Here is a 24,448-nt window from a genome sequence, read left to right as displayed (position 1 = left end):
TCAAGCCACAGGGGCCGGCGCAGCCTGCAGGTGCACCTCGACGCAGGTGCCGATGCCGGCGGTGCTGGTCAGTGCGATGCGGCCTTGCTGGCGCTTGAGCAGCTGCTGCACCACCACCAGGCCGAGCCCGCTGCCGGGCGTGCGGCTGGCTTCCGCGCCCAGGCGGTTGAAGGGCTGGAAGAGCTGCGCCAGCTGGTCGGCGCGCAGGCCGTGGCCGGTGTCGTGCACCCGGATGCGCACCTCGTCCCCGAGCGACTCGCACGAGACCTTCACGTCGCCGCCGCGCCGGTTGAACTTGATCGCGTTCGACAGCAGATGCGCCAGCACCTGCGACAGCCGCCGCGGGTCGGCGAGCACATAGAGCGCATGCTCGGGCAGGTCGGCCCGCACCTGCACCTGCTGGCGCTCGGCCATCGGCCGCAGGCGCTCGACGCTCACCTGCACCGCCGCCCCCAGCAGCACCGGCTGCAGCGGCAGCGCCTGCGGCGCCGCGTCGTCCGATTCGCTCAGGTCGAGGATGTCGTCGATCAGCGCCAGCAGATGGCGCCCGGCGTCGATCACATGCTCGACGCGGGCCGCCTGCCCCGCCGTCAGCGGCTCGCGCGGGTCGGTGTGCAGCAGCTCGGCAAAGCCCAGCACGGCGTTGAGCGGTGTGCGCAGCTCGTGGCTCACGCGTGAGAGAAATTCGCTCTTGGCGCGGCTGCCCCGTTCGGCGGCTTCCTTGTCGAGCATCGCCTGGGCGGCCAGCACCTCGCGCGTCACGTCGCGCAGCGTGCCGATCAGGCGCGGCCCGACGTCGCCGTCGGCCGGGCGCATGCGGGCCACCGCCTCGACGTGGCGCGCACTGCCGTCTACGAGCAGCACGCGGTAACGCACCGTGGTCGAAGTGGGACTCGACGTCGCCTGCGCAAGGCTCTGGCGGAAGTGCGGCTCGTCTTCGGGGTGGATGCGCGACAGCGTGAGCTTGCCGCCTTCGAGTTCGAGTGGCTCGGGCGGCAGGCCGTAGACCGCCGCACCCCGCGCGTCGATGCGGGACAGCTTGGTGTGCAGGTCCCATTCGAAGAGGCCGATGCCGGCGGCGTCGGCGGCGAGCGTCCAGCGCTCGTTGGCGAGCAGCAGCTCGTGTTCGGCGTGCGCCTGGGCGCGCATCAGGCGATGGGTGAGCCACGCCGCGGCAGCGGTGAGCAGCACCGCCAGTGCGAGCGTGACCGCCAGCACCAGCCGGCCCACGGTGCGCGAGGCTTCGCCGAGCGTGGCCGAGAAACGCTTTTCCAGATCGGTGAGGCGCTGGTTGAGGCGCGGCAGTTCGGCGGCCAGTGCGTTGAATTCGCGCGAGCGGGTGTCGCCCGCCGACACCCGCTCCTGGATCTCGCGGCCGAGCGCTGACAGCTGCGCGATCTGCTGATCGGCCTCGGCCCAGATGTCGATGGCCGCCGCCATGAAGCTCACGTGGCGGAAGCGCACGAAGAGGTTGACCATGCCGTCGACATCGTCGGGGTGGTTGCCGCCGGCGAGAAATCCCTGGCGTGCGGCCTCGCGGTCGGGCGGCTTCTGTTCGAGCGCCAGGCGGGCGCGACGGTCACCGAGCGGCACCGCCAGCGCCTCCTCGAACTGGCGGTACTCCTGCGCGTCGCGCGTGGCGATGTAGCGCTCGAGGTGGTAGACGGCGTCTTTCTGGGCCTTGGACCACAGGCTTTCACCGCCCACGTAGGCACGTGCCGCCGAGAGCAAATCGATGCTCAGCACGGTGAGGCCCGCGAGCAGCGCCACCACCCCGAGCAACGGGCCCACGACCGCCGCCCACCGCTTGCGCCCCAGCACCCGCGCGTCGTGCCTCACACGTCCTCTCCCAGCGTCGCGATCTGCCGGGTTGTACACGGGGCGCCCGGGGCTGTCGATGCGAGTCCATGCCTTTTGTGAGGCACGTCACGCAAGGGGAAAACCACACGCCAGGCAGGGGCTTGACACTTCGCACGATCGTGCGAACATAGTGCCCATGGAAACCAAGACCGAACGCAGCGAGCTGACGCTGGCCGCGATCCTCGACACCTCGCTCGCGATGGCCGCCGCCGATGGGCTCGACAGCCTCACCATCGGGGAAGTGGCCAAGCGCCTGGGCCTCTCGAAGAGCGGCGTGTTCTCGCGCATCGGCTCGCGCGAGGCGCTGCAGGCCGCGGTGATCGACGAGTACGGCCGCCGGTTCCTGGCCGATGTCTTCACCCCCGCGATGCGCGAGCCGCGCGGGCTGCCGCGGCTCAACGCGATCATGCGGCTGTGGATGCAGCGCGCCCGCGACGTCGAGATCAAGATGGGCTGCCTCTACAGCGCCGGTGCCTTCGAATTCGACGACCGCGAAGGACCGCTGCGCGAGCTGCTGCTCACCCACGTGCAACGCTGGCGCTCGGCGCTGCGGCGCACGGTGCTGCAGGCGGTGGAGGTCGGCCACCTGCCGGCCGACCTCGACCCCGACCAGCTCGTGTTCGAGATCGACGGCCTCTTCGTGGCCTTGATGCGCGAAGCGCGTTTCCTGCGCGACCCGCGCGCCGCCGACCGCGCCTGGACCGCCTACGAGCGGATCATCCGCTCGCTGCAAGTTTCTTCCCCACGTTGATCCGGCCTGTGAGGGACCCTTCGACGTTTTTGCTGGCCTCACTTCGCACGATCGTGCGACAAAGGAGTTGAACCATGTTGATCGTTGTACTGCTCGGACTCGTGGGCGCGCTGGTCTGGGCCGGCGCCTGGGTGCAAGGGGTGTGGCCCTCGGTGCCGCGACGCAATGCCGATTTCGAACTGGGGGCCTGAGATGACGACCCCGACCGTGGCCGCAGCAGCGGCGGCCAACCCCGCCGCGGCCTTCTATGCCGGCCTCGTCGCGCGAAGCCTGGGACGGGCGTTGCGCCTGTCGCAGTCGGTCGCGCCAGGCGCCTCGACGCGGCTTGCGCTGCGGCTCTTCTTCACCCCGATGCCGCTCAAGCTCGCGGCGCGGCGGCGCCCGGTGCCGCCCGGCTGGCAGGTGGAGCACTGGCCCTTCGAGCAGGGCACGATGGCGGTCTACCGCCGCGTCCCGGAAGGCGAGGGCGAGCGACCCACCGTGCTGCTGGTGCACGGCTGGGCCGGCGACGCGCAACAGATGCGCGCGCTGGCCGACGCGCTCCACGCGGCCGGGCTCGACCCGGTGATGCTCGACTTCCCGGCGCACGGACGCAGCGCCGGCTGGCGCGCCACGCTGCCGCAGTTCACCCGGGCGCTGTGGGCGGCCTCGGCCCGGCTCGGGCCGCTGCACGGGGTGGTCGCGCATTCGCTCGGCGCGGTGGCCGCGGCGCATGCGGCGGCCAGCGGCCTGCCGGTCCAGCGCCTCGCGCTGCTCGCACCGTCGCCGCCACCGGCACTCTTTCTTCAATGGTTTGCGCGCAGCCTCTCGCTCGGCGACAGCCTGCCGCAGCGCATGGGCCTGGCGATCGAGCGGGTGGAGGGTGTGCCACTGCAGCGCTTCGACCCCGGCTGGCTCGGCCCGCGCGTGGCCCAGCCGACGCTGGTCGTGCACGACGAGAACGACCGCGTGTCGCCACTGGCCGTGGGCCAACGGCTGGCGCAGGCGGTGCGCGGCGCGACGCTGGTCGTCACCCGCACCCTCGGCCACCGGCGGGTGCTGGCCGATGCGGCGGTGCTGAAGGCCGTCACCGCTCACCTGCAGGCCGACGGGCGACCAAACGGGTCAGGGATGTAACGCCCCGCTTACGCTTGGGCCACAAAACGGCTGCGCCGACCATCAAAACGCGGCTGGCGCTGTCGAAAGTCTCACGAAAAAGCGCAAGTCAGCACTGGCACGGAAGCTGCGCCTGAGGTCGCATACCGCCGCACGAGCCCTCCCCGAGGCCCCTGCGAGCGAGACACCACAGGACGTCGTGACATGCCGCTGTTCCATCGCTCTGCCTCCTCTGCTTCCCAAGCATCGCGCCGTGTGCGCCCGGCCGCCCCGAGCTGCCGTGGCGGTGCCTCGTCGATGCTGCGCCTGGCCCAACCGGCCGCGCCGCGCCAGGCCGACCTGAGCAGCTGGCTCAGCCGCGCCGCCAGCGTGCTGGCCCCACCGGCCGCACAGTCGCTGGCCGTGCGCGCGAGCGAATTCGCCCCCAGCCGCTGGCTGGTCGGCCACTGACCTGACGACAAGAGGGCGCCGCCATGAACGAGCCGCAGAGCGTGTCCCGCGTGACCCTGCCGAGCACGGCACGTGCGCCGGTGCAGCGGCGCGTCGCCCCCGATTCGAGCTGGGCCACGCTGCCCGCCGACCGTTCGTTCAAGGTGCTGCAGCCCAGCCGCACGCCGGCGCAGCTGTCGCTGTTTCCGCCGCCAGGGCTCAACCCCCGCAACGGCCGCTGAGTTTTCGTAGTCCGAGTTTTGTTGGTTTAGTGAGAGAGGGTTTTTCGACGTGTGACGTCCGAGGGAAGCGGGCAACCTGGGGTGGATGAGAGCGAGCTCCCAGAACCTGTCCCGCTTCCCTATTTTTTTGGCCGCTTGTCGAGAGCGTCATCCCCCATGACGCACTGATCCCCCGGGCTCCTACACTGCCGCGCACCACAGCGCGTGCAAGGAGCCTTCATGAGCCTCTTCCCCGAATGGCGCGTCAAGCGCCCCGTTCCCGGCATCGTGGTCGCGCCCGATGAGCGCCTGCCCTGGCCGCAGACGTTTGCGATGGGCGTGCAGCACGTGATCGCGATGTTCGGCGCCACGGTGCTGGCGCCGCTCTTGATGGGCTTCGACCCCAACGTCGCCATCCTGATGAGCGGCGTGGGCACGCTGATCTTCTTCTTCATCGTGGGCGGCCAGGTGCCGAGCTACCTCGGCTCGAGCTTCGCCTTCATCGGCGTGGTGATCGCCGCCAGCGGCTACGCCGGCAAGGGCGCCAACGGCAACCTCGGCGTGGCGCTCGGCGGCATCATCGCCTGCGGCGTGATCTACACGCTGATCGGCGTGCTGGTGCATTTCACCAACGAGCGCCACTTCCGCTCCAGCACCATCGCCGGGCTGGAGGTCGACGAGGTGGAGCAGGGCCGCGCGGTGCACTGGATCGAGCGCCTGATGCCCCCCGTCGTCACCGGCTCGGTGGTCGCGGTGATCGGCTTGAACCTCGCCAGCGTGCCGATCAAGAACATGGCACCGACCGCGTTCGATGCGTGGATGCAGGCCGTCACCTTCGTGAGCGTCGGCCTCGTCGCGGTGTACACACGCGGCATGGCGCAGCGGCTCCTGATCCTGGTCGGGCTGATCGCAGCGAGCGTGGTCTACGGCGTGCTGACCAACGGCTTCGGCCTGGGCAAGCCGATCGACTTCTCGGCCGTCGCCGCCGCACCGTTCATCGGTCTGCCGAAGTTCGCCGCGCCGGTGTTCAGCGGTGAGGCGATGCTGCTGATCGCACCCGTGGCGCTGATCCTCGTGGCCGAGAACCTCGGCCACATCAAGGCGGTGAGCGCGATGACCGGGCGCGACCTCAACCCGATGCTCGGCCGCGCCTTCATCGGCGACGGCGTGGCCACCGTCGTGAGCGGTGCCGCCGGCGGCACGGGCGTCACCACCTACGCCGAAAACATCGGCGTGATGGCGGCGACCAAGATCTACTCGACGGCGATGTTCGTCGTGGCGGCGCTGATCGCCATCGTGCTCGGCTTCAGCCCGAAATTCGGCGCGCTGATCCAGACCATTCCGCTCGCGGTGATGGGCGGCGTGAGCATCGTCGTCTTCGGCCTCATCGCGGTGGCGGGGGCGAAGATCTGGGTCGACAACCAGGTCGACTTCAGCGACAACCGCAACCTGCTCGTCGCGGCGATCACGCTCATCCTCGGCACCGGCGACTTCACGCTCAAGTTCGGCGGCTGGGCGCTCGGCGGCATCGGCACCGCCACCTTCGGGGCGATCGCGTTGTGGGCGCTGCTCGGGCGCCGGAAGGCCGATCAGGCCTGAACCGGCTGCGCGCCCACCGGGTGCGCTTCGGGCAGGGTGGCGGTGAAGCAGCTGCCCACGCCCACCGTGCTCTCGACGGTGAGGCGCCCGCCCATCACCTGCATCAGCCGCTGCGTGATCACAAGGCCGATGCCGGTGCCTTCGATGCCGCTGCGCTCGATGCCCAGCCGGTTGAAGGGCTCGAACAGGTGCTCCTGCTGCGCGGCGCTGAGGCCGATGCCGGTGTCTTGCACCTGCAGCAGCACCTGGCCGTCGACGCGCACCGGCCAGCGCACCACCACGCTGCCGCCCGGCCGGTTGTACTTGATCGCGTTGCTGAGCAGGTTGACCAGCACCTGCCGCAGCCGAAGGTGGTCGGCCCGCACGCAGGTGGTGATGGCCGCCAGTTCGCGCTGGCTGCGGTCGACCTGCATCGTGACGCTGGCCTCGGCGGCGGCATTGGCCACCAGCGCCATCGCCTCGCTGACGACGAGGTAGACGGGCACCACCGCGGGCGTCAGCGAGACACCGCCGCTCTCGATGCGCGAGAGATCGAGCACGTCGTTGATCATCGCGAGCAGGTGTGCGCCGGCCTGCGAGATGTGTTCGACGCGGGCGCGCTGCGCGGGCGTGAGCGGCTGCGCGGTGTCGAGCACCAGCAGCTGCGCGAAGCCGAGCACCGCGTTGAGCGGCGTGCGCAGCTCGTGGCTCATGCGCGAGAGGAACTGCGTCTTGGCCGCATTTGCGCGCAGCGCGGCCTGGGCGGCCAGCTCGTTCTCTTCGGCGCGTTTGCGCGCGGTGGCGTCGATGATCAGGCCGCGCAGCAGGCGGCGGCCGTCTTCGCTTTGCAGCACGGTGACGAGGCTGCTCATCCACAGCACCCGCCCGTCGGCGGCGATGAAGCGGTACTCGATCGACTGCGGCGAGCCCGCCAGCTGCACCGCGATGACCTCGTTCACCGCGCGGTCGCGGTCGTCGGGGTGCACCTGCCGGGACCAGAACTTCCGCTCCATCCAGCGCTCCGGCGCGAAGCCGGTGATGGCCTCGGCCTTGTCACTCACGTAGGTAAAGCGGCGCTCTTCGAAGTCGGCCTCCCAGAAGATGCCGTCGACCGAGTTCACGAGATCGAGAAAGCGCTGCTGGCTGCTGCGCAGCGCGGCGTCGGCCTGCATGCGCTCGGTGGTGTCTTCGGCCACCACGATCAGGTAGTCGGGGCTGCCGTCGGCCTTGCGCACGAGCGTGGTGTTCGCATTCACCCAGACCGCGTGTCCCTCGGCGTGCAGAAAGCGCTTGGCGCTGTGATAGCGCGGGAATTCGCCGGCCAGCAGGCGCGCACGCAGCGTGCGCTCGGCGGGCAGGTCGTCGGGGTGCGTGACCTGATCGGTGTGCAGCTTCAGCTGCGCGTCGCGCGTGCGCCCGAGCATGTCGCACATGCGCTGGTTGACCATGCGCGGCATGCCGTCGAGCGAGAGTTCGACGATGCCCACGCCGGCCAGGTCGACGGTGGCCTGCAGCTGCACCTGCTGCGCGCGCAGCGCCTGCTCGGCCGCGGTGCGCTCACGCTCGGCACGCACCGCACCCATGATGGCCGCCACGCTGGTGAAGAGCGGCTGCAGGCGCTCGACCAGCGCCTGGTCGTAGCCACCGTCGCGGTTGGCCAAGCCGAGCTGGCCGACCATCTCGCCGCCGTGGAAGAGCGGCACGCCAAGGAACGAGCGCATCGGCGGGTGCCCCGCCGGCAGGCCGCCGCCACGCCGCGGGTCCAGGCCCGGCTTGTTGGCGATGACCACCTCGCCCGTGCGCACCGCGTGGCCAAAGAGGGTCTGCAGGTTGTGGAATTCGAGTGCGTCGCCTTCACCGCCGCGCAGGTGGCGCTCCACCAGCGCCCGTGTGGCGTCGTTCCAGGAGATGTCGGTCAGCACCTCCATGCGCAGGAAGGGCTGGCCCTGCTCATCGTGCAGCACGGCGGCCATGAAGCCGTACTCGCTGCCGGTGCAGTCGAGCAGGTCGACCAGCAGCGGGTCGAACACCTCGCGCGGCGGCGCCGCGCGGATATAGCGGGACTGCACCCGCCCGATGATCGCAGCGAGGTCTTGCGGGCTCACGGGTGGTTCACTCAAGGTCTTCACGCCGCGGTGCAGTGGTCGACCCACTTTGGCACAGCCCTCTGGGCTTGGGAAGTGCTGCCCCTGCTCGAAATACCCACTATTGCCGCGCCGCTTCGCTGTTGCACACTGAGGTGGTCACTGCCTCGGAGTCTTGTCGCATGCCTTGCCCCAAAGCTGTTCCAAACTGGATCAACCGCCGCCAAGCGCTGGCCGCTGGTGCTGCCGTCGTGGCGGCACCCGGCGCCTGGGCGCAGGGTGCCTGGCCCGCCGCGAAGCCGGTGCGCATCGTCGTGCCCTTCGCCCCCGGCGGCACCACCGACATCCTTGCCCGCGCGCTGGCCCCCGAGCTGAGCCGCGCCTTCGGCCAGTCGTTCGTCGTCGAGAACAAGCCGGGTGCGGGCGGCAACGTGGGCGCCGACCTGGTGGCCAAGTCACCGGCCGATGGCTACACACTGCTGATGGGCACGGTGGGCACGCACGGCATCAACCAGTCGCTGTACCCCAAGATGCCCTTCGACCCCATCAAGGACTTCGCCCCCGTCACGCTCGTGGCCGGCGTGCCCAATGTGCTGGTGATGAACCCGGCGCGCGCCGAGGCCGCCAAGATCAACTCGGTGGCCGATCTCATCAAGTACGCAAAGGCCAACCCCGGCCGGCTCAACATGGCGTCGAGCGGCAACGGCACCTCGATCCACCTCTCGGGCGAACTCTTCAAGAGCATGACCGGGACCTTCCTCGTGCACTTCCCCTACCGCGGCTCGGGCCCGGCACTGCTCGACCTGATCGGCGGCACGATGGACCTGATGTTCGACAACCTGCCCTCGGCCATGCCGCACATCAAGGCCGGCAAGTTGAAAGCACTGGGCGTGACCACCGCGCAGCGCAGCGCGGCACTGCCCGACGTGCCCACCATCGCCGAGGCTGGCGTGAAGGGCTTCGAGGCCAGCTCCTGGTTCGGCCTGCTCGCGCCTGCCGGCACCCCGGCCGACATCGTCAACCGCGTGCAGCAGGAAGCGGCCAAGGCGCTCGGCGCACCCGAACTCAAGGAGCGGCTGCTCGCGCAAGGCGCCATCCCGAGCGGCATCAAACCGGCCGAGTTCGCGGCCTACATCGCGGCCGAGACCAAGAAGTGGGAGCAGGTGGTGAAGGTGTCGGGCGCGAAGGTGGACTGAGGCGGACTCCGCTCAGATGCCGGGGTAGAGCCGTTTCAGGTCGGCCACCATCGCACGCGCTTCCTCTTCGGTGCTGGGCAGCACCTTCTCGTCTTCCTTGATGCGCCGGATGTTCTCGGCCATCACGCGCAGCTGGCCCACGGTCTCGACCGTGGCGTCGTCGAGCTTGCCCTTGGGCAGCGCGTCCACCACCTTCAGCAGCACCTCGCTCAGCTTGCCGATCTGCCGGCCGTAGGACGCCACTTCCCGCAGCACCCGGATCTCGACCTGCGCGTCCTTCGCGCGAAACACCAGGCTCGGGCTGATGTCCTGCGTCACCGAGCCGCTCAGCGGCCAGTGGATGTTGGGACTGAAATTCCAGTTCGATGTGGGCATGGCGGGTCTCCCTGAGTGGATCGCGGCATGGTGCGGCGCAGCATGCCGCGCGTCAAGCTGGCGCAAAATCAACGCCACCTCTTGCCGATGCCCACACCCACGCCTTCCTACCGACGCGACAGCCTGCGCGACGACCTGCTCGCCGCGGCCATCGTCGCGGTGCTGCTGATCCCGCAAAGCCTCGCGTATGCGCTGCTCGCCGGGCTGCCGCCGCAGGTGGGGCTGTACGCGAGCGTGTTGCCGCTGGTCGCCTATGCGCTGGTCGGTGCCAGCAGCGTCAACGCCGTCGGCCCGGCCGCGGTGCTCGCACTGATGACGCTGCAGGCCATCGCTCCGCTCGCGGGTCAGGTCGACCCGGCCGCGGCGGCGCTGGTGCTCGCCTGCGAGGTGGGGCTGCTGCTGGCGCTTGCCGCCGCGCTCAAGCTCGACGCACTCGCCGCCCTCTTGAGCGCGCCGGTCCTGCAGGGCTTCTCGGTCGGCGCGGCGATCTCGATCGCGCTGTCGCAGCTGCCGGCGCTGCTGGGCAGCCCGGCGCAGGGCGTTCACCTGCGCGCCTTGCTCAAGAGCTGGTGGGAGGCCGCACAAACCGGCCCGGTGCTGCACCTGGCCACCGCGGCCTTCGGGCTGGGTGCGCTGGTGCTGTTGCTGGTGGCGCGCCGGCACCTGCAGCCGCTTGCAGCACGTTGGCTCCGCCATGACCTCGCACAGCTCGTGGGCCGCGCCGCGCCGCTCGCCGTCATCGCCCTCGCGATCGCCCTGGCCTGGGCACTGGCCTCGCCGTCGCACGGTGTCGCCGTGGTGGGCGCCTTGCCGACGCTGCAGCTTCCACTCGGCCTGCCTCTGCTCGACGCCGATCTCTGGCTCGCACTGCTGCCCTCGGCTACGCTGCTCGCGCTCGTCACCTTCGTCAGCAGTTTCGCGGTCGCCGAGCGCCTGGGGCTGCAGCGTGGCGAGCACGTCGACGGCCGGCGCGAGCTGGCGGGCCTGGCGGCGGCCAACCTGGTGGCGGGGGTGTCGGGTGGCATGCCGGTGGGCGGCAGCTTTTCGCGCAGCGCCCTCAACGCCGACGCCGGCGCCCGCACCCGCTGGGCCGGTGCGTGGACAGCACTCCTGCTCGCGCTCGCCGCGCTGCTGCTGGCCGCGCCACTCGCCTGGCTGCCACGCGCCGTGCTGGCCGCCACCATCGTGGTGCCGGTGCTCGCCGCCGCCGAGTGGAAGGCTTTCGGCCAGGCCTGGCGCTACTCGCGCCGCGAGGCGCTGCTGATGGGGTTGGTGGCGGCCATCACCGTGCTGCACACCGCGCAGTGGGCGCTCGGCGTGGGGGTGGTGATCTCGATCGCGTTGCTGCTGCAGCACGCCGCGCGTCCGCATGCGGCGCTGATCGGCCGCGTGCCGGGCACCGAGCACTACCGCAACGTGGAGCGCTACGCGACCGAGCTGACCCCCGGCGTGCTCAGCCTGCGAGTCGACGAGAGCCTGCTCTTCCTCAACGCCCGCCAGTTGCCCGCACTCGTGGCGCGCCACCTCGATGCCCACCCCGACACCCGCCGTGTGGTGCTGCAGATGACCCCCGTCAACCGCATCGACCTGAGCGGCCTCGAAGCGCTCGCCACGCTGCAGACGGTGCTGCGCGAGCGCGGCATCCGGCTCGACCTGTCGGAAGTGAAGGGCCCGGTGCTCGACGGCCTGCGCGCGGCGCAGTGGTCACGCTGGTTTGCGGGCCGCCTCTACCTCAGCCACCACCAGGCGGTGCGTGACGAGCAGGGCATGGCGCCCTGAACCGGCCTACGGCCGGGTCACCACCACCGGCTTCTCGCGCACCGGCTTGCGCAGTGCCTCCTGCGCCAGGTCGCGCACCGAGCCGAGCGCAAGCGCGAGGAACGCCAGCGCGCAGAGTTTGTAGGTGACGCGTGCCCAGCGCAGACCTGCCCGCTTGAAGACACGGTCGACGATCGCGGCGCAGACGAAGCACCACAGGATCGAAGACGCCATGAAGCCGGCGAAGAACACGCCATAGTCGGCGCTCGTCGGTGCGGCCACGCCCACCGCGCCCATCGCACTGCCGAGCGCGGCCCAGTAGGCGACGTTCTGCGGGTTGGTCACCGACAGCATCACGCCGGACTTGAGGGCCCGCTGGCGCTGCGCCTCGCCCCCCAGCTCGAGGCTGAACTCGCGGCCGGCCGCGCGCCACGCATCGCGTGCGAGCCAGAGCAGGTAGGCCACGCCCGCGATGCCGATGGGCAGGCGCAGCGCGTCGAGCTGCAGCAGCAGGCCGATGCCCACCAGCCCCAGCACCGCCCACAGCGCGTCGCCCACCAGCGAGCCGATCTGCACCGCCAAGGCCGGCCGGAAGCCGCCGTGCACACCTTGCTTCACCGTCTCGGCGAAGACGGCGCCCGGGGTGGCGTTGAAGATGAGGCCGAGCAGGAAGGCCGAGACGAAGAGCATGGTCATGCCGGTGACTGTAGCGGCCGCGCCCTCAGCCTTCTGTCACCTGCAGCCACTTGAGCCGCGCGGACGCGCCGCTCTTGATCGTCACCTGCGCCTTGCGGCAGCCGAAGTGGCGCGCCACCAGGGCGATCAGCTCCTCATTCGCCTTGCCGTCGACCGGCGGCGACTTGAGCTGCGCGAGCCAGGTGCCGTCCGCCTGCAGCGCGAGGCTGCTCGCGCGGGCGTTCGGCTTGACCTTCACCTGCAATGTCTTCATCGCGCCGCACTGTAAGCGTCACGGCAGGCGCATCTCCCACGATTCCCACGCCGTGTCGGGCGCGCCGCCCCAACGCTGGTAGAGCCGCTGCGCCGCCCCGTTGCCCGGCAGCACCAGCCAGCGGATGCGGCCGGCGCCGATCGCCACCGCCTCGGCGCGAACGCCATCCAGCAGCTTCTCGGCCACCCCTTGGCGACGGCGGCGCACATCGACGTACAGCTCCTTCAGCACGACGGTTGGCCGCAGGTCGTAGGTGAAGGGCGTGACGACCAGCACCGCGTGGCCGCACAGCGCGCCGTGCACGTCTTCAGCCACCAGGGCGGTGAACTGCTTCGCGCCCTTGCCCGCGAGGCCGCGCACCAGCAGGTCGTCGGCGGTGACACGGAAGTCCGCGGCATAACCTTCGAACACCGCCAGCGCGTGCATCGAGGCGAGCAGCGGCACCACGTCGCGCGCCGTGGCGCGGCGCACCCTCACGGCGCCGGGCCTTCCTTGAGCTGGAACCCTTCGTCGAGCCAGCCGGTCGCCCCGCCGATCATCAGCTTGACCTTGCGGCCGAGCTTGGCCAGGCGCAGCGCACCCTTGTGGCCGCCGTTGCAGTGCGGGCCGGCGCAGTAGGTGACGAAGAGCGTGTCCATCGGCCACTCGGCCATCTTCGACTCGACGATCTTGCCGTGCGGCAGGTTCAGCGCACCGGGCACGTGGCCCCTGGCGTAGAGATCGGGGCTGCGCACGTCGAGCAGCACGAAGTCCTGCTGGCCGGTGCTCATGGCGTGGTGCACGTCCCAGCAGTCGGTCTCGAATTCGAGCGCCGACTGGAAATGCTCGACGGCACGGTGCGCGGCGGCGGGGGCGACCTGGCTGACGGTGGATGGCATGTGGTTCCTCTCCTGGTGTTGACGTTGCGATGGCTTCAGTGTGCGTTCGCCCCCGCAAATTCAACAGTGGCTGGAATGACAACGGCCGGTAAGATTGCGACATGCCGAAAACCCCGCAGCACCTCGTCGCGATCCTTGCCTACGACCAGCTCTGCACCTTCGAGTTCGGCTGCGCGGTCGAGCTCTTCGCGCTGCAGCGGCCGGAGCTCGGCGTCGAGTGGTACCGGCATGCGGTGTGCGCCATCGAGCCCGGCCCGCTGCGCGCGATGGGCGGGCTGACGGTCGAAGCACCGCACGGCCTCGCCACCTTGCGGCGGGCCGACACCATCGTCGTGCCCGGCTGGCGCGATGCCGACGAAACCCCACCGCCAGCGCTGCTGAAGGCGCTGCGCTCGGCCCATGCACGCGGGGCACGCGTGACCTCGATCTGCTCGGGCGTCTTCGTGCTGGCGCACGCAGGCCTGCTCGGCGGCAAACGGGTCACCACCCATTGGCGCTATGCCGACAAGCTCGCACAACGTTTCCCCGACGTGCAGGTCGACGCCAGCGCGCTCTACATCGACGAGGGCCAGGTCATCACCTCGGCCGGCTCGGCTGCCGGCCTCGACATGCTCTTGCACCTGGTGCGCCGCGACCACGGCGCCAAGGTCGCCAACCTGGTGGCGCAGCGGCTCGTGATGCCGCCGCACCGCGAAGGCGGGCAGGCGCAGTTCGTGCCGCGCCCGATGCCGCGCGACGAAGAAAGCCCGATCGCCCGCCTGATCGACCTGATGCGCGCCAACCCGCGCGCCGGGCACACGCTGCCCACGCTCGCCGCCCATGCCGGCCTGAGCGTGCGCACCCTGCAGCGCCAGTTCAAGGACGCGACCGGCCAGACGCCGCTCGAATGGCTGGTGCGCGAACGCATCTCGGTCGCCAAGGAGCTGCTGGAGTCGCACGCCGGGCTCGACATGGAGCAGGTGGCCGAACTGGCCGGCTTCGGCTCGCCCGAGTCGCTGCGCCGGCATTTCCGGCTGCAGGGTTTGCCGGCACCGACGACGTTCCGGCGGCAGTTCGCGGTGGCGTCCTGAGGGCCATCAGGCCCTCACGGCACGCCCATCTCACGCAAGCCGGCCAGCGCGGGCTCCAGCTGGCGCTGCACGGCCTGCAGCAACGGTTCAAGGGTCGTCACGTCACGGCGCAGGCGACACGACTCTTCCAGCACGGAGGCGGCGCGCTGCAGGGCCGGCATGCCGAGGCTGCCGGCGACGCTCTTGAGGTCATGGGCGAACCGGGTCGCGGCATCCCAGTCGCCTCGATCGCAGGCGTCACGGAAGCGCGCGACGAAATTGAGCTCGCGGTCGCGGAACATCCCCAGCAGTCGCCGGTACAGCGCCTCGTCGCCCATGACGGCGGCGAGGCCGGCGCGCACATCCACCGCGGGCGCCTCCGCCTCCTGCGACGCGGGGCTCGGCGCTGCGGGGTGGACCCACCGCGCCAGCGTGGCGAACAGGTCATCAACGCGGATCGGCTTGGCCACGTGGTCGTTCATGCCCGCTTCGAGCACCTTGTGGCGGTCGCCGGCCATGACGTTGGCGGTCATCGCGATCACCGGCAGGTCTTTCAATTCAGGGCGACGACGCAGCGCTCGCGTCGCCTCATAGCCATCCATCACCGGCATCTGGCAGTCCATCAGCACGGCATCGAAGCGGTCGCTTTCCAGGATCTCCAGCGCCTCGCGGCCGTCTCCGGCGATGTTGACGACGATGCCCGCGCGGTTGAGCAGGTCGCGCGCCAGCTCCTGGTTGATGGGGTTGTCTTCGACCAGCAGCACGCGGGCGCCGGTGAGTCCGGCCTGGCGCGCCTGCAGCAGCTCCTGGCGCTGCTCGCTGCGGCTGGGCCCGGCACGCGGACGGCCGAGCGCGGTGGCGCAGGCATCCAGCAGGCCCGAGGGCGTGACCGGCTTCGACAGCAGTCCGGCCACGTGCACACCGCGGGCGGCGAGCTGGCGTTCGGCCTCGCCGCGGCTGAAGGCGGTGACCATCAGCACCGTCGGAGGGCCATGCCGGTCGGCGGCGCTCTCCAGCCGCTCGAGGCAGCCGATGCCGTCGAGGCCGGGCATGTGCCAGTCCAGCAGCAGCAGCTTGAACGGCCGGTCCTGCGCGTCGGCCTGTGCCACCGCCTGCAGCGCCGCGGCGCCATCCGCGGCCGTCTCGGCCTGCAGGCCGAAGGCCGTCGCCAGCGTGCGCAGGAGCTCGCGCGCCGCCGGGTGGTCGTCGACGACGAGCACGCGCATGCCCTGCAGGTCGGCGTCCTGCGGCGCCGGAGGGGCGTGGGGTTGCAGGCCGAAGGGCACGCTGAAATGGAAGCAGCTCCCGCGGCCGGGCTCGCTGTCGACGCCGATCTCGCCGCCCATGCGCTCGACAAGGTGGCGGCAGATCGCCAAGCCCAGCCCGGTGCCGCCATAGCGCCGGCTGGTCGAGGCATCGGCCTGCGTGAAGGGCTGGAACAGGCGCGAGCGGGCCTCGGGCGAGAGGCCGATGCCGGTGTCGCGCACCTCGAAGCGCAGCGTCACGCGCTCGCCATCGCGCGAGCCCTCGGTCACCGCCACCGTGACCTCGCCGCGGTCCGTGAACTTGACGGCGTTGTTGCTCAGGTTCAGCAGCACCTGGCCGAGCCGCGACGGGTCGCCCACGAGGGCGGTCGGCAGCCCGGGCGGCAACTCGAACAGCAGCTCCAGCCCCTTTTCCTCGGCCCGCATGCCCACCAGCGTGGCGAGCTGGTCCAGCACGTCGCCCAGGGTGAAGGGGATGTCCTCGATCTCCAGCCGGCCGGCTTCGATCTTCGAGAAGTCGAGGATGTCGTTGATGATCCCGAGCAGCGACTCGGCTGCGCGGTGCACCTTGTCGATGTAGTTGCGCTGGCACGCATCCAGCCCGGTTTGCAGCGCCAGGTACGACATGCCGAGGATGGCGTTCATCGGCGTGCGGATCTCGTGGCTCATGTTGGCGAGGAACTCGCTCTTGGCCCGCGTGGAGGCTTCTGCGGCATGCTGGGCGCGGGCGAGCTCTTCGGTGCGTTCGAGCACGCGCCGCTCCAGGTCTTCGGCCAGCGCGCGCGCGGCGCGTTCATGCTCGTCGAACCGGCGGTGCAGGTGGTGCACACGCCAGCGGTACACGAGCCAGAGCGTCGCGAGCAGCCCCGCGCCGGCCAGGAGGATGAACGGCCACCTCGCGTACCACGGCGGCGGAACGTTCAGGCGCAGCGCAGGCGAGCTTTCGTTCCAGTCGCCGCGGGGGCCGCGCGCCTGGACCCTGAAGGTGTAGTCACCCGGCGGCAGCGTCGTGTACGTCGCGCTGCGCCGGGTGCTGTCGGTCTCGTTCCATTTCGCTTCGAGCCCATCCAGGCGGTACCGGTAGCGCGTGCGCACCGGGTCCACATAGTTCAGCGCGGCAAATTCGAACGAGACGATGCTGTCCGGCTCCAGCGCCAGCGACGTGGTGGACCAGATGGGCTGCGCGAGTGACTCGCTGCCCGGCACGACAGGCTCACCGAACAGGCGCAGGTCGGTCAGGTACACCGGCAGCGCGCGCTCGCGCCCGTTGAACTGCGAGGGAAAGAACGCCACCATGCCCTTCTGCGAGCCGAAGAACATCTCGCCGTTCGCACCTCGGACCGCAACCGCAGGGTTGGCGAAGCGGTCGGTCAACAGGCCATCCGACGCGTGGTAGTTCGTGAAGGTCTCGGCGCGCGGATCGAAGCGCGACAGACCGTTCGGCGTGCTGATCCACAGACGCCCGTCGTCTTCTTCCAGGATGCCGATGGCCATGTCGGCAGGCAGCCCGGAGCGGGAGGCGTAGGACGTGAACGTCGCGTTGCGCGGATCGAGCTTGCCGAGCCCGCGGAAGGTCGCGGCCCAGACCATGCCCGCGCGGTCGACGTGGACCGAGTTGACGCGGTTGTGGCCGGGGGTTGCGCGGCGCGCAGCGGGGTATCGAAGACCTCGAATTTGCCCGAGCGGGGATCGAAGCGCTGCAGGCCGTGCGACAAGGTCGCCAGCCACAGCGCGCCGCTCGGATCCTCGGCGATCGAGCGGTACTGGACCAGGCCACCCGGGCGTGGACGGTAGGTGGAGAAGTCTTGCGTCTCCGGCTCCCAGCGGCTCAGGCCGAAGTCCGTCGCCACCCACAGGCGGCCGCCGCGATCGACCCGCAGGGCCGTGACCCGATCGTGGTTGAGCGAACGTGGATCCGAGGCGCGGTGGGCAAACGTCGTGTAGCGGCCGGACCCTGGATCGAAGCGGACGAGGCCGTTGCCGTTCGTGCCGAACCACAGGTGGCCCGCCTCGTCCTTCGCGATCGCGCTGACCCCGCGTGCGAAGACGGGCTGGTCGATCTGCGTGGCCTGATCCGTCTTGCGGTCGATCCGGTTCAAGCCCCGGTCTGTGCCGATCCACAGCGAGCCCGCGTCTTCGGCGTAGGCCGAGGTCACGCCGCCTTTGCCCAGGCTTGTGGGGTTCGCTCGCTGGTGGCGGTACGACCGGAATCGCGGACGCTCCGAGTCGAAGCGGTAGACCGCCCCGGCCTTCGTCAAGGTCCAGAAGTTCTCGTCGCGGTCTCGGAACAGGCCGACGACGAGGTCCTCGCGCAAGCCATCCGGATCGTCGGGGTTGCTCTGGTACCAGAGGGCCTGCCGGCGATCGGGCGTGAGCTTCACCAGCCCGAGCTTGTGCGTGCCGAGCCAGAGCGCGCGGTCGCGGTCCTCCTGGATCGAGACGACGCCGGATGACGCGTTCGGCAGCAGTCCGCCGTTGCGGAACGCATACACCGTGACGGCGCCGCTGGCGACGTCGACCGAGGCCAGGTCGCCACCGAAGGACAGGCCGAACCAGAGTGTTCCACTGCTGTCCAGGAAGGGCCTGGCCGGAAAGCCCGTGCTGACGAACTTGCGTCCGTCGCCGGTTTCGAGCTTGATGTGACGCATGACCTTGCCCGAGCGGCGATCGAGCGCGTAGAGCCCCTCGCTGCTGGTGATCCACAGGCTGCCGTCGTTCGCGGCGGCCATCGCGATCACGCGGGTCTCGCCGACCGAGGGCGTGTAGCGCGGGCGGTGGCAGGTCATCTTCGACGTGGCCGGATCGAGGGCCGTCACACCGTCGTCGGTCGCGAGCCACATCACCCCGTCCGGGTCTTCGACGATGTCGTGGGCGACCGCCACGGTGCCGCAGTCGTTGTTCGGTGACCGGTACTGCTTGAAGCTGCCGGTGGCCGGGTCGTAGCGGTTGAGCGAATCGTCGGCGCCGATCCACAGCTGCCCCGCGCGGTCGGTCGCCAACGACTGGCCGATCATGTGGCCGACGCTCTGGGCGCTCTCGCGCTCCGGGACCTTCATGAAACCGTGGCCGTCGTAGCGTCGCAATCCATCGGACGCACTCAGCCACAGAAAGCCGTAGCGGTCCTGGCCCATCCGCTGCAAGGGCAGGGGCGCGGACGACGCCGACAGCGGGTGGAACTGCAGCGGCGCCCCCGCGACGAGGGCCACGTCAACGACGGCAATGTCTTGTGCTCGACAGGCCCCGCCTGTCGCCAGCGCAACAAACGCGGTGGACAGCGCGACGACGTGACGGATCCGCCTGTTCATGACGCCCCCTCGCGCGCCACCGCCCTGATCGACCGGTGCACGGCGCAGATTGACGGCGACCTGGAACTCGGCGGATCGGACATGCGGTGGATGGCACGACCACCGTCATCCCGGGTCGGAGCCGTAGTATTGCCAGCCGCCAGAGCTTGTGTGCCCCGGGATAACGACGATCTTGTGGACCTTGCGGAGACGAGTTCCAGGTCCTTCACCCGGGCGGCATTTCCGGCTGCAGGGTTTGCCGGCCCCGACGACGTTTCCGCGTCAGGAGTGAGCCCGCGGCGGCACGGATCGGTCGTCGAACGCCGCGTCCCGGGGCGACAGGCCCTCGGTTTTCGGTCCACGCGGCGCAGAACGCACCTGCTCGATCAGGCGCGCGAACACCTCCGGTTCGACCGGCTTGGTCAGGAAATGGTCGAACCCCGCCTGAAGGCTGCGCTGGCGCAGGTCAGGGTCGTCGCGGCCCGTCATGCAGACGAACACGGCATCCACCCGCCCGGCCTGGCGAATGCGCGACAGTGCGCCCTCGCCATCCAGATCGGGCATGCCGAAGTCCATGAACACGATGTCGGGCTTGAACAGCTCGGCCAGCCGCGCCCCGGTGATGCCGCCGAAGGCAGCCGCGGTCTTGCACCCCAGGAGCTGGAGCAGCTCGCAGGTGACATTGGCAACGTCAACATGGTCGTCGATGACCAGGGCTCGGATGGGCATGCGGCGCGGGATGGGATAGGGCATCTCCCGGCTGCGGCAAACGGGGTGCCAGGAGGGGCCGGGACCCTGCGGTCATGCCGGGCGATCCGAAACGGGCACCGAGGCATGCGCCGCTCAGGCGGCCAAGCGCTCTTTCATGAAATCGACGAACGCACGCACGCGCTGCGGCAGGAACTCGCGCGTGGCGTAGACGGCGTGCAGTTGGCGCGGTTCGAGCCGCCAGTCGGCGAGCGCCGCAACGAGTCGGCCGTCGCGCAGATCGGCTTCGACGAGAGGCCGCGGCACGACGCCCACGCCACGGCCGGCGCGCATGGCGTCGACCAGCAGCAGGGAGTTGTCGCTGCGCATCGGCCCGATCACTTCCACGTCCTGAACGTCGCTTTCGCGCTCGAAACGCCAGCGCGTGGCGTCGGTGCCCAGCAGGTAGGCCAGGCAGTCGTGCGTCGACAGGTCCTGCGGTTGAGCGGGCACGCCTCTGCGCGACCAGTAGGCGGGCGATGCGCACAACACGCGGTCGAACTGCATCAGCGTCACGGCCACCAGGTTCGAGTCTTCGAGCCCGGCGCGGCCACGCAGCGCGACGTCGACACCTTCGCGCACCAGGTCGGCTGGGCGATCGTTCAGCCGCACCTCGAGTTCGACGGCGGGGTACCGGTCCTGGAAGGCATGGAAGTGCGGCGCGAGGAAGCCGAGCGTCATGGACACGGGCGCGCTGATCACCAGACGGCCGCTCGGGCCACGGTCGGCCGCGCGCAACTCCTCGAGCACACGATCCGTCTCGGCCAGCGTGGCCAGGCAGTGCTCGTAGAAGCGGCGTCCGGCCTCGGTGAGGGCCATGCTGCGCGTCGTGCGCGAAAGCAGCCGGCAGCCGGTCCAGGTTTCGAGCGACTGCACGACCTTGGTCATGGCCGAGGGCGAGGTGTCGAGCAGTCGCGCGGCGGCCGCGAAGCTTCCCGTCTCGACCACCCGGCAGTAGCTGCGCATCGCGTCAAGTTGATCCATTCCTGCCCTCCTGCGGTCCCGATTCTGCGGCCCGGGCGGGGCGTGTGGCGAGCACGTCGGCCAACGCGACCTCGAAGGCGAGCAGCCGCCCCGGCGCATCACCTTCGGCCAGCAGCCAGGCGTCGAGCGCATCGTCGAGCAGCACGAGCGCATCGCCGGCCGAGAGCGATGCGGCCTCGCCGCGGGGGCCGACCTCCGCGCGCCATGTCCCGTCGATCACCTGCAGGTAGTGCGCGCGGCCGGGTTTCGCCGCCCGCCGCAGCCCGTGGCCGGGGGCTGCGTCACCCAGGGTCACTTCGACGTCGGCCTCGACGATGACCGGTGCCTCGGCGGCGGCGGCAAGCACCATCCAGCCCCGCGCTTGCGAGGCCAGACGCACCTGCGCCACCTGGGGCGGCAAGCCGCGCGTGCGAGGGGCAATCCAGACCTGCAGATGCCGATCGACCTCGTCGTGCAGCGGGTTGTGCTGGCTGTGGCGGATGCCTCGTCCGGCACGCATGAACTGAAGCTCGCCCGGCGTCACGATCGCATGGCCGCCACGGTCGTCCCGATGCTCCACGGCGCCGGCGAGCGGCAGCATCAGGATCTCAAGGTTGCGGTGTGGATGCATCGCGAAGCCGGTGCGCGGCTGCACCCGGTCTTCGTTGAGTGCGATCAGCGGGCCGAAGCGCGGCCACTTGGCGTCTTGCCAATCCCCGAACGAGAAGCTGAAGCGCGCGTCGAGCCAATCGAGCGCCAGGTGGCCGCGCTCGGTCGACCGGCGCACCTGCCAGCCGCGATGCCGCTCGCTCACGGCGCCGCTCCGGCGGCGATCGGGTGCCGCTGCGCGCTCACCACCAGCTTGAGCGAGAGCAAGATCAGCGCGAGCGCCGGCAACGTCGTCCAGTGCAGCACCTCGCTGAAGAGCAGCGTGCCCGCGAGCACCCCGGTCAGCATCGACACATAGCCCATGAAGCTGAAGGTCACCGGCTCCGCCCGGCGCTGCAGCGCGAAGTACAGCAGGTAGCCCCCGACGAGCACCACCGCCTGGCCGGCCAGCGCCATGAGCGCCTCGGCCGTCCACGGCACCGGCAGCGCACCGGTGAACGCGCCGTAGAGTGTGAGCAGCACGGCCGAGCCGAGCAATGTGGCCGCGGAGAGCCACGCGCCGCCCGTGTCGCGGGGCAGGTGCAGCGACCGGTAGACGTTGGCACCCCCGATCAACGCCGGGATGGCGATCACCGCAAGCAAGGGCATTAGGCCGACGGCACCCTGCGCATCCCGGCCGAGCACGAGCAGCAGCGCACCGGCAAGCCCCATCGCCACCGCGACCAGGCGGATCGCGGTCAGCGCCTGCAGGCGCAGCACGAGGGTGATGGCAAGCGTGAAAACGGGCGGCAGCGTGAAGGCGAGTGCCGCGAAGCCGGCGCCCGTCTCGCGGGTGAGCCAGTAGAGCGCCGTCATCGGCGCCGCATGCCCGAAGAGGCCGGCGACAAAGCCAAAGCGCACGAGCTGCCATCGGGCCGGGGGGTGGCCCTCGCGCCATGCGCCGAGCACGGCCAGCACGAGCCCCGCCGCCCAGGTGGGCCAGGTGGCGAAGGCCAGAGCTTGCACACCGTGCTGTGCGGCGAACTTGGCAAGCGGGATGCCCAGTCCGAGCGCCACGCCCGTGGCGACGAGCAGGGGCAGCACATGGCGTGCGGGTGCCATTGCGAGCCTCCTCACGCCGCGGCCAACGCGGCGGCGTCGGACCAGGCGACGTAGTCCACGTAACCCTGCGGCCCCGGGCTGTAGAAGGTGTCCCGGTCGGCGCTGGCCAGCGGTGCACCGGAGAGCAGGCGCCGCGGCAGGTCGGGGTTGGCGATGAAAGCCTGCCCGAAGACCACCGCGTCGGCGCGGCCGGCCTGCAAGTGCGCCACGGCGCTGTCGCGTGTCTGGCCTCCGCCGAGGAAATACGCGCCATCGAACAGCGGCCGCAGCAGGGCATGCCAGTCGATCGGCCCGGTTGACACGACCTCGGCGAAGGCGATGCCGCGCTGGGCCACCTCGCGCATCAGCGTGGTGTAGGTGAGTTCGGGCGTGTCGTCGGCGATGTCGTTGAACGGCAGCTCAGGCGTGAGCTTGAGGCCCACGCGGCCCGCATCGGCGACAGCCACCATCGCGTCGAGCACCTCCAGGAGGAAGCGCGACCGCGCCAGCACATCGCCCCCGTACTCGTCGAGCCGGTGATTGGTGCGGCTGCTCAGGAACTGCATCGGCAGATAACCCGAGCCCGCGTGCAGCTCGACGGCGTCGAAGCCGGCTTCCAGCGCACGCTCGGTGGCGGTGGCGTAGGCGTTGACGATGCGCTTGATCTCGGTGCGCTCCAGCGCGCGGGGCGTGATGTGCGGCCGCGCGCCGAGGTCGGTGTACGAGCTGCCCTGCGGTCGCACCGCGGAGGGCGCGACCGGTGTGGAGCCATGTGGCAGGAAGAGTGGATCGCTGATGCGGCCCACGTGCATCAGCTGCGCCGCGATGCGACCGCCCGCGGCGTGCACGGCACGGGTCACGCGCGCCCATGAGGCCGCCTGCTCGTCGGTGGCGAGACCCGGCGTGCGCACGTAGCCCTTGCCCATCGCCTCGGGGAAAAGGCCTTCGGTGATGATGAGGCCGGCCGAGGCCCGCTGGGCGTAGTAGGTGGCCGTCATCGCAGACACGCTGCCATCGTCCAGCGCGCGGGACCGGGTCATCGGCGCCATGACGACGCGGTTGGGCAGCGCAAGCGCGCCGGCCTGCAAGGGGGTGAAGAGAGGGTCTCGCATGAAGTGCTCCTGGAGTGGGTGGAGGCACTCTAGGAAAGCAGCTGCAAGCGAAACAGCCCTCGGGAGGAAGTTGATTCTTGCGGGCCCGGAACGAATGGCGGGGCCCGATCGCCGCGAGGCTACTGCTGCTTCGCCCCTTCCGTCAGCCGGCGCCCGAGGCCGACCGCATACGGCGCGGCGCGTGCGGCGAGCATCGGGTCGGCCGAGGGCTCCACACCCTTGGGCAGCACCATCGGGTTGTAGGTGATGGTCAGGCAGGCACCGCCGGCATCCTCAGAGACAGAGGTGATCTTCAGCAGGCCGAGGTTGACCTTCTTGCGGCCCTCGGGCAGCGGCACGGTGGCGTTGTCGAGCTTGTCGCCGGGCTGGGCCAATTCGAGGTTGAAGTTGAACGCGACCTTGCCCTCTTTCACACGCTGGCGCAGGTCGTCGAAAAGAAAGCTCGGGCCCTTGGCCTTGGCTTCGTCGTCGCTCAGGCCCTGCACGCCTCCCACCGGCTCGAAGATCCATTTGCCGAACTGTTTGGCCCCGCTCGCGTTGACGAAGCCGAACGCGTGCACGCCCCAGTAGTTGACGGCACCAAAACTCGCCGGCACCGGCTGCGAGGCGAAGTACTTGCCCTGCAGCAGCACCTCGGGGTTGGCCTCGGCGAAGGCCTTGACCTTGGCCGCGTCGGGCATCTTGGTCGCGGGGTCGGGCTGCAGCGAGGCGAGCCGGCCGAAGAACTGCTCCGGAGTCGCCGCGCCGAACACCGGCGCCGAGATGTTGCCCATCTGCCATTGCTCGCCGTTGGGCAGATTGAACTGCAGCGCGAGGTTGCGCTGCGAGCGGGCGTTGTCGGGCGCCTTCGGGTTGGCGCCGCCCACCGAGAAGCGCACGATCACCGGCACCGCCTTGCCGCTGAAGGCCGAGGCCGTCGACAGCGCACGCGCCTCGGCCGTGCCGACGAACTCGCCCATCGCGCAGATGCCCTTGGCCCCCGAACGGCGGTAGCCCTCGAACTTGCCGAAGGTGGATTCGAACTGGTTGAGGAAGGTGTTGGGGTCGACCGGCGCAGGCGGCTGCGCGAAAGCGGTCGAGGTCAATGTGGCAGCGGCTGCCGCCACGGCGGTGAGCATCAGCTGGGTCATGGTCGTGGTTCCTTGGGGCGAGGCGATGTCAGGAA

General features: G+C 70.3%; 23 protein-coding genes. 8 read left to right on the top strand and 15 right to left on the bottom strand.

The genetic code is table 11. From position 1 onward, the window contains the following. Window positions 1–1,839: a sensor histidine kinase gene (locus LRS03_RS18240; RefSeq protein ID WP_257827234.1), complete on the bottom strand. Its 1,839-nt coding sequence runs from the start codon at window positions 1,837–1,839 to the stop codon at window positions 1–3. Between the two features lie 157 nt (window positions 1,840–1,996). Between LRS03_RS18240 and LRS03_RS18235 the strand changes: the two genes are divergently transcribed. The 5 genes from LRS03_RS18235 (at window position 1,997) to LRS03_RS18215 (ending at window position 5,955) form a co-directional block, all read left to right on the top strand. Next, the gene (locus tag LRS03_RS18235) at window positions 1,997–2,611 is read left to right on the top strand and encodes a TetR/AcrR family transcriptional regulator (RefSeq protein ID WP_257827232.1); all 615 of its coding nucleotides are present in this window, start codon (window positions 1,997–1,999) and stop codon (window positions 2,609–2,611) included. 192 nt (window positions 2,612–2,803) lie between these two features. Next, window positions 2,804–3,727, top strand: coding sequence for an alpha/beta fold hydrolase (locus LRS03_RS18230; RefSeq protein ID WP_257827230.1), 924 nt, complete (start codon window positions 2,804–2,806; stop codon window positions 3,725–3,727). A 183-nt stretch (window positions 3,728–3,910) separates the two neighbouring features. Beyond that, on the top strand, window positions 3,911–4,156 hold the full coding sequence (locus LRS03_RS18225) for a hypothetical protein (RefSeq protein WP_257827228.1): 246 nt from the start codon (window positions 3,911–3,913) through the stop codon (window positions 4,154–4,156). A 23-nt stretch (window positions 4,157–4,179) separates the two neighbouring features. Beyond that, window positions 4,180–4,377, top strand: a complete 198-nt coding sequence (locus LRS03_RS18220) for a hypothetical protein (protein ID WP_257827226.1) — start codon at window positions 4,180–4,182, stop codon at window positions 4,375–4,377. A gap of 219 nt (window positions 4,378–4,596) precedes the next feature. Continuing rightward, the gene (locus tag LRS03_RS18215) at window positions 4,597–5,955 is read left to right on the top strand and encodes a solute carrier family 23 protein (RefSeq protein ID WP_257827224.1); all 1,359 of its coding nucleotides are present in this window, start codon (window positions 4,597–4,599) and stop codon (window positions 5,953–5,955) included. On the opposite strand, the gene LRS03_RS18210 is transcribed toward LRS03_RS18215, so the two are convergent. Further along, the gene (locus tag LRS03_RS18210) at window positions 5,946–8,054 is read right to left on the bottom strand and encodes a sensor histidine kinase (RefSeq protein WP_257827222.1); all 2,109 of its coding nucleotides are present in this window, start codon (window positions 8,052–8,054) and stop codon (window positions 5,946–5,948) included. The two genes, LRS03_RS18215 and LRS03_RS18210, sit on opposite strands and share 10 nt — an antisense overlap. A 146-nt stretch (window positions 8,055–8,200) precedes the next feature. Between LRS03_RS18210 and LRS03_RS18205 the strand changes: the two genes are divergently transcribed. Beyond that, window positions 8,201–9,214: a tripartite tricarboxylate transporter substrate binding protein gene (locus LRS03_RS18205; RefSeq protein WP_257827220.1), complete on the top strand. Its 1,014-nt coding sequence runs from the start codon at window positions 8,201–8,203 to the stop codon at window positions 9,212–9,214. 12 nt (window positions 9,215–9,226) lie between these two features. Here the strand turns inward: LRS03_RS18205 and LRS03_RS18200 are convergent, their stop codons facing one another. After that, the gene (locus LRS03_RS18200; RefSeq protein ID WP_257827218.1) at window positions 9,227–9,589 is read right to left on the bottom strand and encodes a hypothetical protein; all 363 of its coding nucleotides are present in this window, start codon (window positions 9,587–9,589) and stop codon (window positions 9,227–9,229) included. 87 nt (window positions 9,590–9,676) lie between these two features. Between LRS03_RS18200 and LRS03_RS18195 the strand changes: the two genes are divergently transcribed. Continuing rightward, a complete protein-coding gene (locus tag LRS03_RS18195; RefSeq protein WP_257827216.1) occupies window positions 9,677–11,368 on the top strand; it encodes a SulP family inorganic anion transporter in 1,692 nt (563 codons plus the stop codon). A gap of 6 nt (window positions 11,369–11,374) precedes the next feature. Here LRS03_RS18195 and LRS03_RS18190 read toward each other — a convergent pair whose 3' ends face one another. The 4 genes from LRS03_RS18190 to LRS03_RS18175 are packed head-to-tail and all read right to left on the bottom strand — an operon-like array spanning window position 11,375 to window position 13,174. After that, window positions 11,375–12,043, bottom strand: coding sequence for a LysE family transporter (locus LRS03_RS18190; RefSeq protein ID WP_257827215.1), 669 nt, complete (start codon window positions 12,041–12,043; stop codon window positions 11,375–11,377). Window positions 12,044–12,068: 25 nt separating this feature from the next. After that, the gene (locus tag LRS03_RS18185) at window positions 12,069–12,296 is read right to left on the bottom strand and encodes a DUF167 domain-containing protein (protein WP_257827213.1); all 228 of its coding nucleotides are present in this window, start codon (window positions 12,294–12,296) and stop codon (window positions 12,069–12,071) included. Window positions 12,297–12,314: 18 nt separating this feature from the next. Next, window positions 12,315–12,773: a GNAT family N-acetyltransferase gene (locus LRS03_RS18180; protein WP_257827211.1), complete on the bottom strand. Its 459-nt coding sequence runs from the start codon at window positions 12,771–12,773 to the stop codon at window positions 12,315–12,317. Then, on the bottom strand, window positions 12,770–13,174 hold the full coding sequence (locus LRS03_RS18175) for a rhodanese-like domain-containing protein (RefSeq protein ID WP_257827209.1): 405 nt from the start codon (window positions 13,172–13,174) through the stop codon (window positions 12,770–12,772). The genes LRS03_RS18180 and LRS03_RS18175 overlap by 4 nt, the downstream gene beginning before the upstream one ends. Window positions 13,175–13,275: 101 nt before the next feature. On the opposite strand from LRS03_RS18175, the gene ftrA reads away from it, so the two are divergent. Further along, window positions 13,276–14,244, top strand: coding sequence for a transcriptional regulator FtrA (gene ftrA / locus LRS03_RS18170; protein WP_257827207.1), 969 nt, complete (start codon window positions 13,276–13,278; stop codon window positions 14,242–14,244). A 14-nt stretch (window positions 14,245–14,258) separates the two neighbouring features. Here ftrA and LRS03_RS18165 read toward each other — a convergent pair whose 3' ends face one another. The 8 genes from LRS03_RS18165 to LRS03_RS18130 all read right to left on the bottom strand — a co-directional run bounded on the left by LRS03_RS18165 (window position 14,259) and on the right by LRS03_RS18130 (window position 24,413). Further along, the gene (locus LRS03_RS18165; protein ID WP_257829599.1) at window positions 14,259–16,976 is read right to left on the bottom strand and encodes a response regulator; all 2,718 of its coding nucleotides are present in this window, start codon (window positions 16,974–16,976) and stop codon (window positions 14,259–14,261) included. After that, window positions 16,859–18,793 carry a ligand-binding sensor domain-containing protein gene (locus tag LRS03_RS18160; protein ID WP_257827205.1) on the bottom strand — a complete coding sequence of 645 codons (1,935 nt, stop codon included), beginning with the start codon at window positions 18,791–18,793 and terminating at the stop codon, window positions 16,859–16,861. The genes LRS03_RS18165 and LRS03_RS18160 overlap by 118 nt, the downstream gene beginning before the upstream one ends. Before the next feature lie 261 nt (window positions 18,794–19,054). Continuing rightward, window positions 19,055–19,525, bottom strand: a complete 471-nt coding sequence (locus LRS03_RS18155) for a response regulator (protein ID WP_257827204.1) — start codon at window positions 19,523–19,525, stop codon at window positions 19,055–19,057. A 90-nt stretch (window positions 19,526–19,615) separates the two neighbouring features. Continuing rightward, window positions 19,616–20,503 carry a LysR family transcriptional regulator gene (locus tag LRS03_RS18150; RefSeq protein ID WP_257827202.1) on the bottom strand — a complete coding sequence of 296 codons (888 nt, stop codon included), beginning with the start codon at window positions 20,501–20,503 and terminating at the stop codon, window positions 19,616–19,618. Then, window positions 20,490–21,296 carry a pirin family protein gene (locus tag LRS03_RS18145; protein WP_257827201.1) on the bottom strand — a complete coding sequence of 269 codons (807 nt, stop codon included), beginning with the start codon at window positions 21,294–21,296 and terminating at the stop codon, window positions 20,490–20,492. The genes LRS03_RS18150 and LRS03_RS18145 overlap by 14 nt, the downstream gene beginning before the upstream one ends. Then, entirely contained in the window at window positions 21,293–22,192 is a 900-nt protein-coding gene (locus LRS03_RS18140; protein WP_257827200.1) for a DMT family transporter, read from the bottom strand. The genes LRS03_RS18145 and LRS03_RS18140 overlap by 4 nt, the downstream gene beginning before the upstream one ends. A gap of 11 nt (window positions 22,193–22,203) precedes the next feature. Next, entirely contained in the window at window positions 22,204–23,283 is a 1,080-nt protein-coding gene (locus LRS03_RS18135) for an alkene reductase (RefSeq protein WP_257827199.1), read from the bottom strand. A 119-nt stretch (window positions 23,284–23,402) separates the two neighbouring features. Further along, window positions 23,403–24,413, bottom strand: a complete 1,011-nt coding sequence (locus LRS03_RS18130) for a catalase family peroxidase (RefSeq protein WP_257827198.1) — start codon at window positions 24,411–24,413, stop codon at window positions 23,403–23,405. Window positions 24,414–24,448 lie beyond the last annotated feature (35 nt).

It is taken from the genome of Rhizobacter sp. J219 (genome assembly GCF_024700055.1).
Classification (GTDB): domain Bacteria; phylum Pseudomonadota; class Gammaproteobacteria; order Burkholderiales; family Burkholderiaceae_C; genus Rhizobacter.
The sequence above is the reverse complement of the archived record's forward strand: the minus strand, read 5'-3'. Positions and strand labels throughout refer to the sequence as shown.

Excerpts from the sequence above, each read along its gene's own strand:
- LRS03_RS18235 (WP_257827232.1), top strand. The coding sequence starts at position 1,997 with ATGGAAACCAAGACCGAACGCAGCGAGCTGACGCTGGCCGCGATCCTC.
- LRS03_RS18230 (WP_257827230.1), top strand. The coding sequence starts at position 2,804 with ATGACGACCCCGACCGTGGCCGCAGCAGCGGCGGCCAACCCCGCCGCG.
- LRS03_RS18225 (WP_257827228.1), top strand. The coding sequence starts at position 3,911 with ATGCCGCTGTTCCATCGCTCTGCCTCCTCTGCTTCCCAAGCATCGCGC.
- LRS03_RS18220 (WP_257827226.1), top strand. The coding sequence starts at position 4,180 with ATGAACGAGCCGCAGAGCGTGTCCCGCGTGACCCTGCCGAGCACGGCA.
- LRS03_RS18215 (WP_257827224.1), top strand. The coding sequence starts at position 4,597 with ATGAGCCTCTTCCCCGAATGGCGCGTCAAGCGCCCCGTTCCCGGCATC.
- LRS03_RS18205 (WP_257827220.1), top strand. The coding sequence starts at position 8,201 with ATGCCTTGCCCCAAAGCTGTTCCAAACTGGATCAACCGCCGCCAAGCG.
- LRS03_RS18200 (WP_257827218.1), bottom strand. The coding sequence starts at position 9,589 with ATGCCCACATCGAACTGGAATTTCAGTCCCAACATCCACTGGCCGCTG.
- LRS03_RS18195 (WP_257827216.1), top strand. The coding sequence starts at position 9,677 with ATGCCCACACCCACGCCTTCCTACCGACGCGACAGCCTGCGCGACGAC.
- LRS03_RS18190 (WP_257827215.1), bottom strand. The coding sequence starts at position 12,043 with ATGACCATGCTCTTCGTCTCGGCCTTCCTGCTCGGCCTCATCTTCAAC.
- LRS03_RS18185 (WP_257827213.1), bottom strand. The coding sequence starts at position 12,296 with ATGAAGACATTGCAGGTGAAGGTCAAGCCGAACGCCCGCGCGAGCAGC.
- LRS03_RS18175 (WP_257827209.1), bottom strand. The coding sequence starts at position 13,174 with ATGCCATCCACCGTCAGCCAGGTCGCCCCCGCCGCCGCGCACCGTGCC.
- ftrA (WP_257827207.1), top strand. The coding sequence starts at position 13,276 with ATGCCGAAAACCCCGCAGCACCTCGTCGCGATCCTTGCCTACGACCAG.
- LRS03_RS18160 (WP_257827205.1), bottom strand. The coding sequence starts at position 18,793 with ATGAACAGGCGGATCCGTCACGTCGTCGCGCTGTCCACCGCGTTTGTT.
- LRS03_RS18155 (WP_257827204.1), bottom strand. The coding sequence starts at position 19,525 with ATGCCCTATCCCATCCCGCGCCGCATGCCCATCCGAGCCCTGGTCATC.
- LRS03_RS18150 (WP_257827202.1), bottom strand. The coding sequence starts at position 20,503 with ATGGATCAACTTGACGCGATGCGCAGCTACTGCCGGGTGGTCGAGACG.
- LRS03_RS18140 (WP_257827200.1), bottom strand. The coding sequence starts at position 22,192 with ATGGCACCCGCACGCCATGTGCTGCCCCTGCTCGTCGCCACGGGCGTG.
- LRS03_RS18135 (WP_257827199.1), bottom strand. The coding sequence starts at position 23,283 with ATGCGAGACCCTCTCTTCACCCCCTTGCAGGCCGGCGCGCTTGCGCTG.
- LRS03_RS18130 (WP_257827198.1), bottom strand. The coding sequence starts at position 24,413 with ATGACCCAGCTGATGCTCACCGCCGTGGCGGCAGCCGCTGCCACATTG.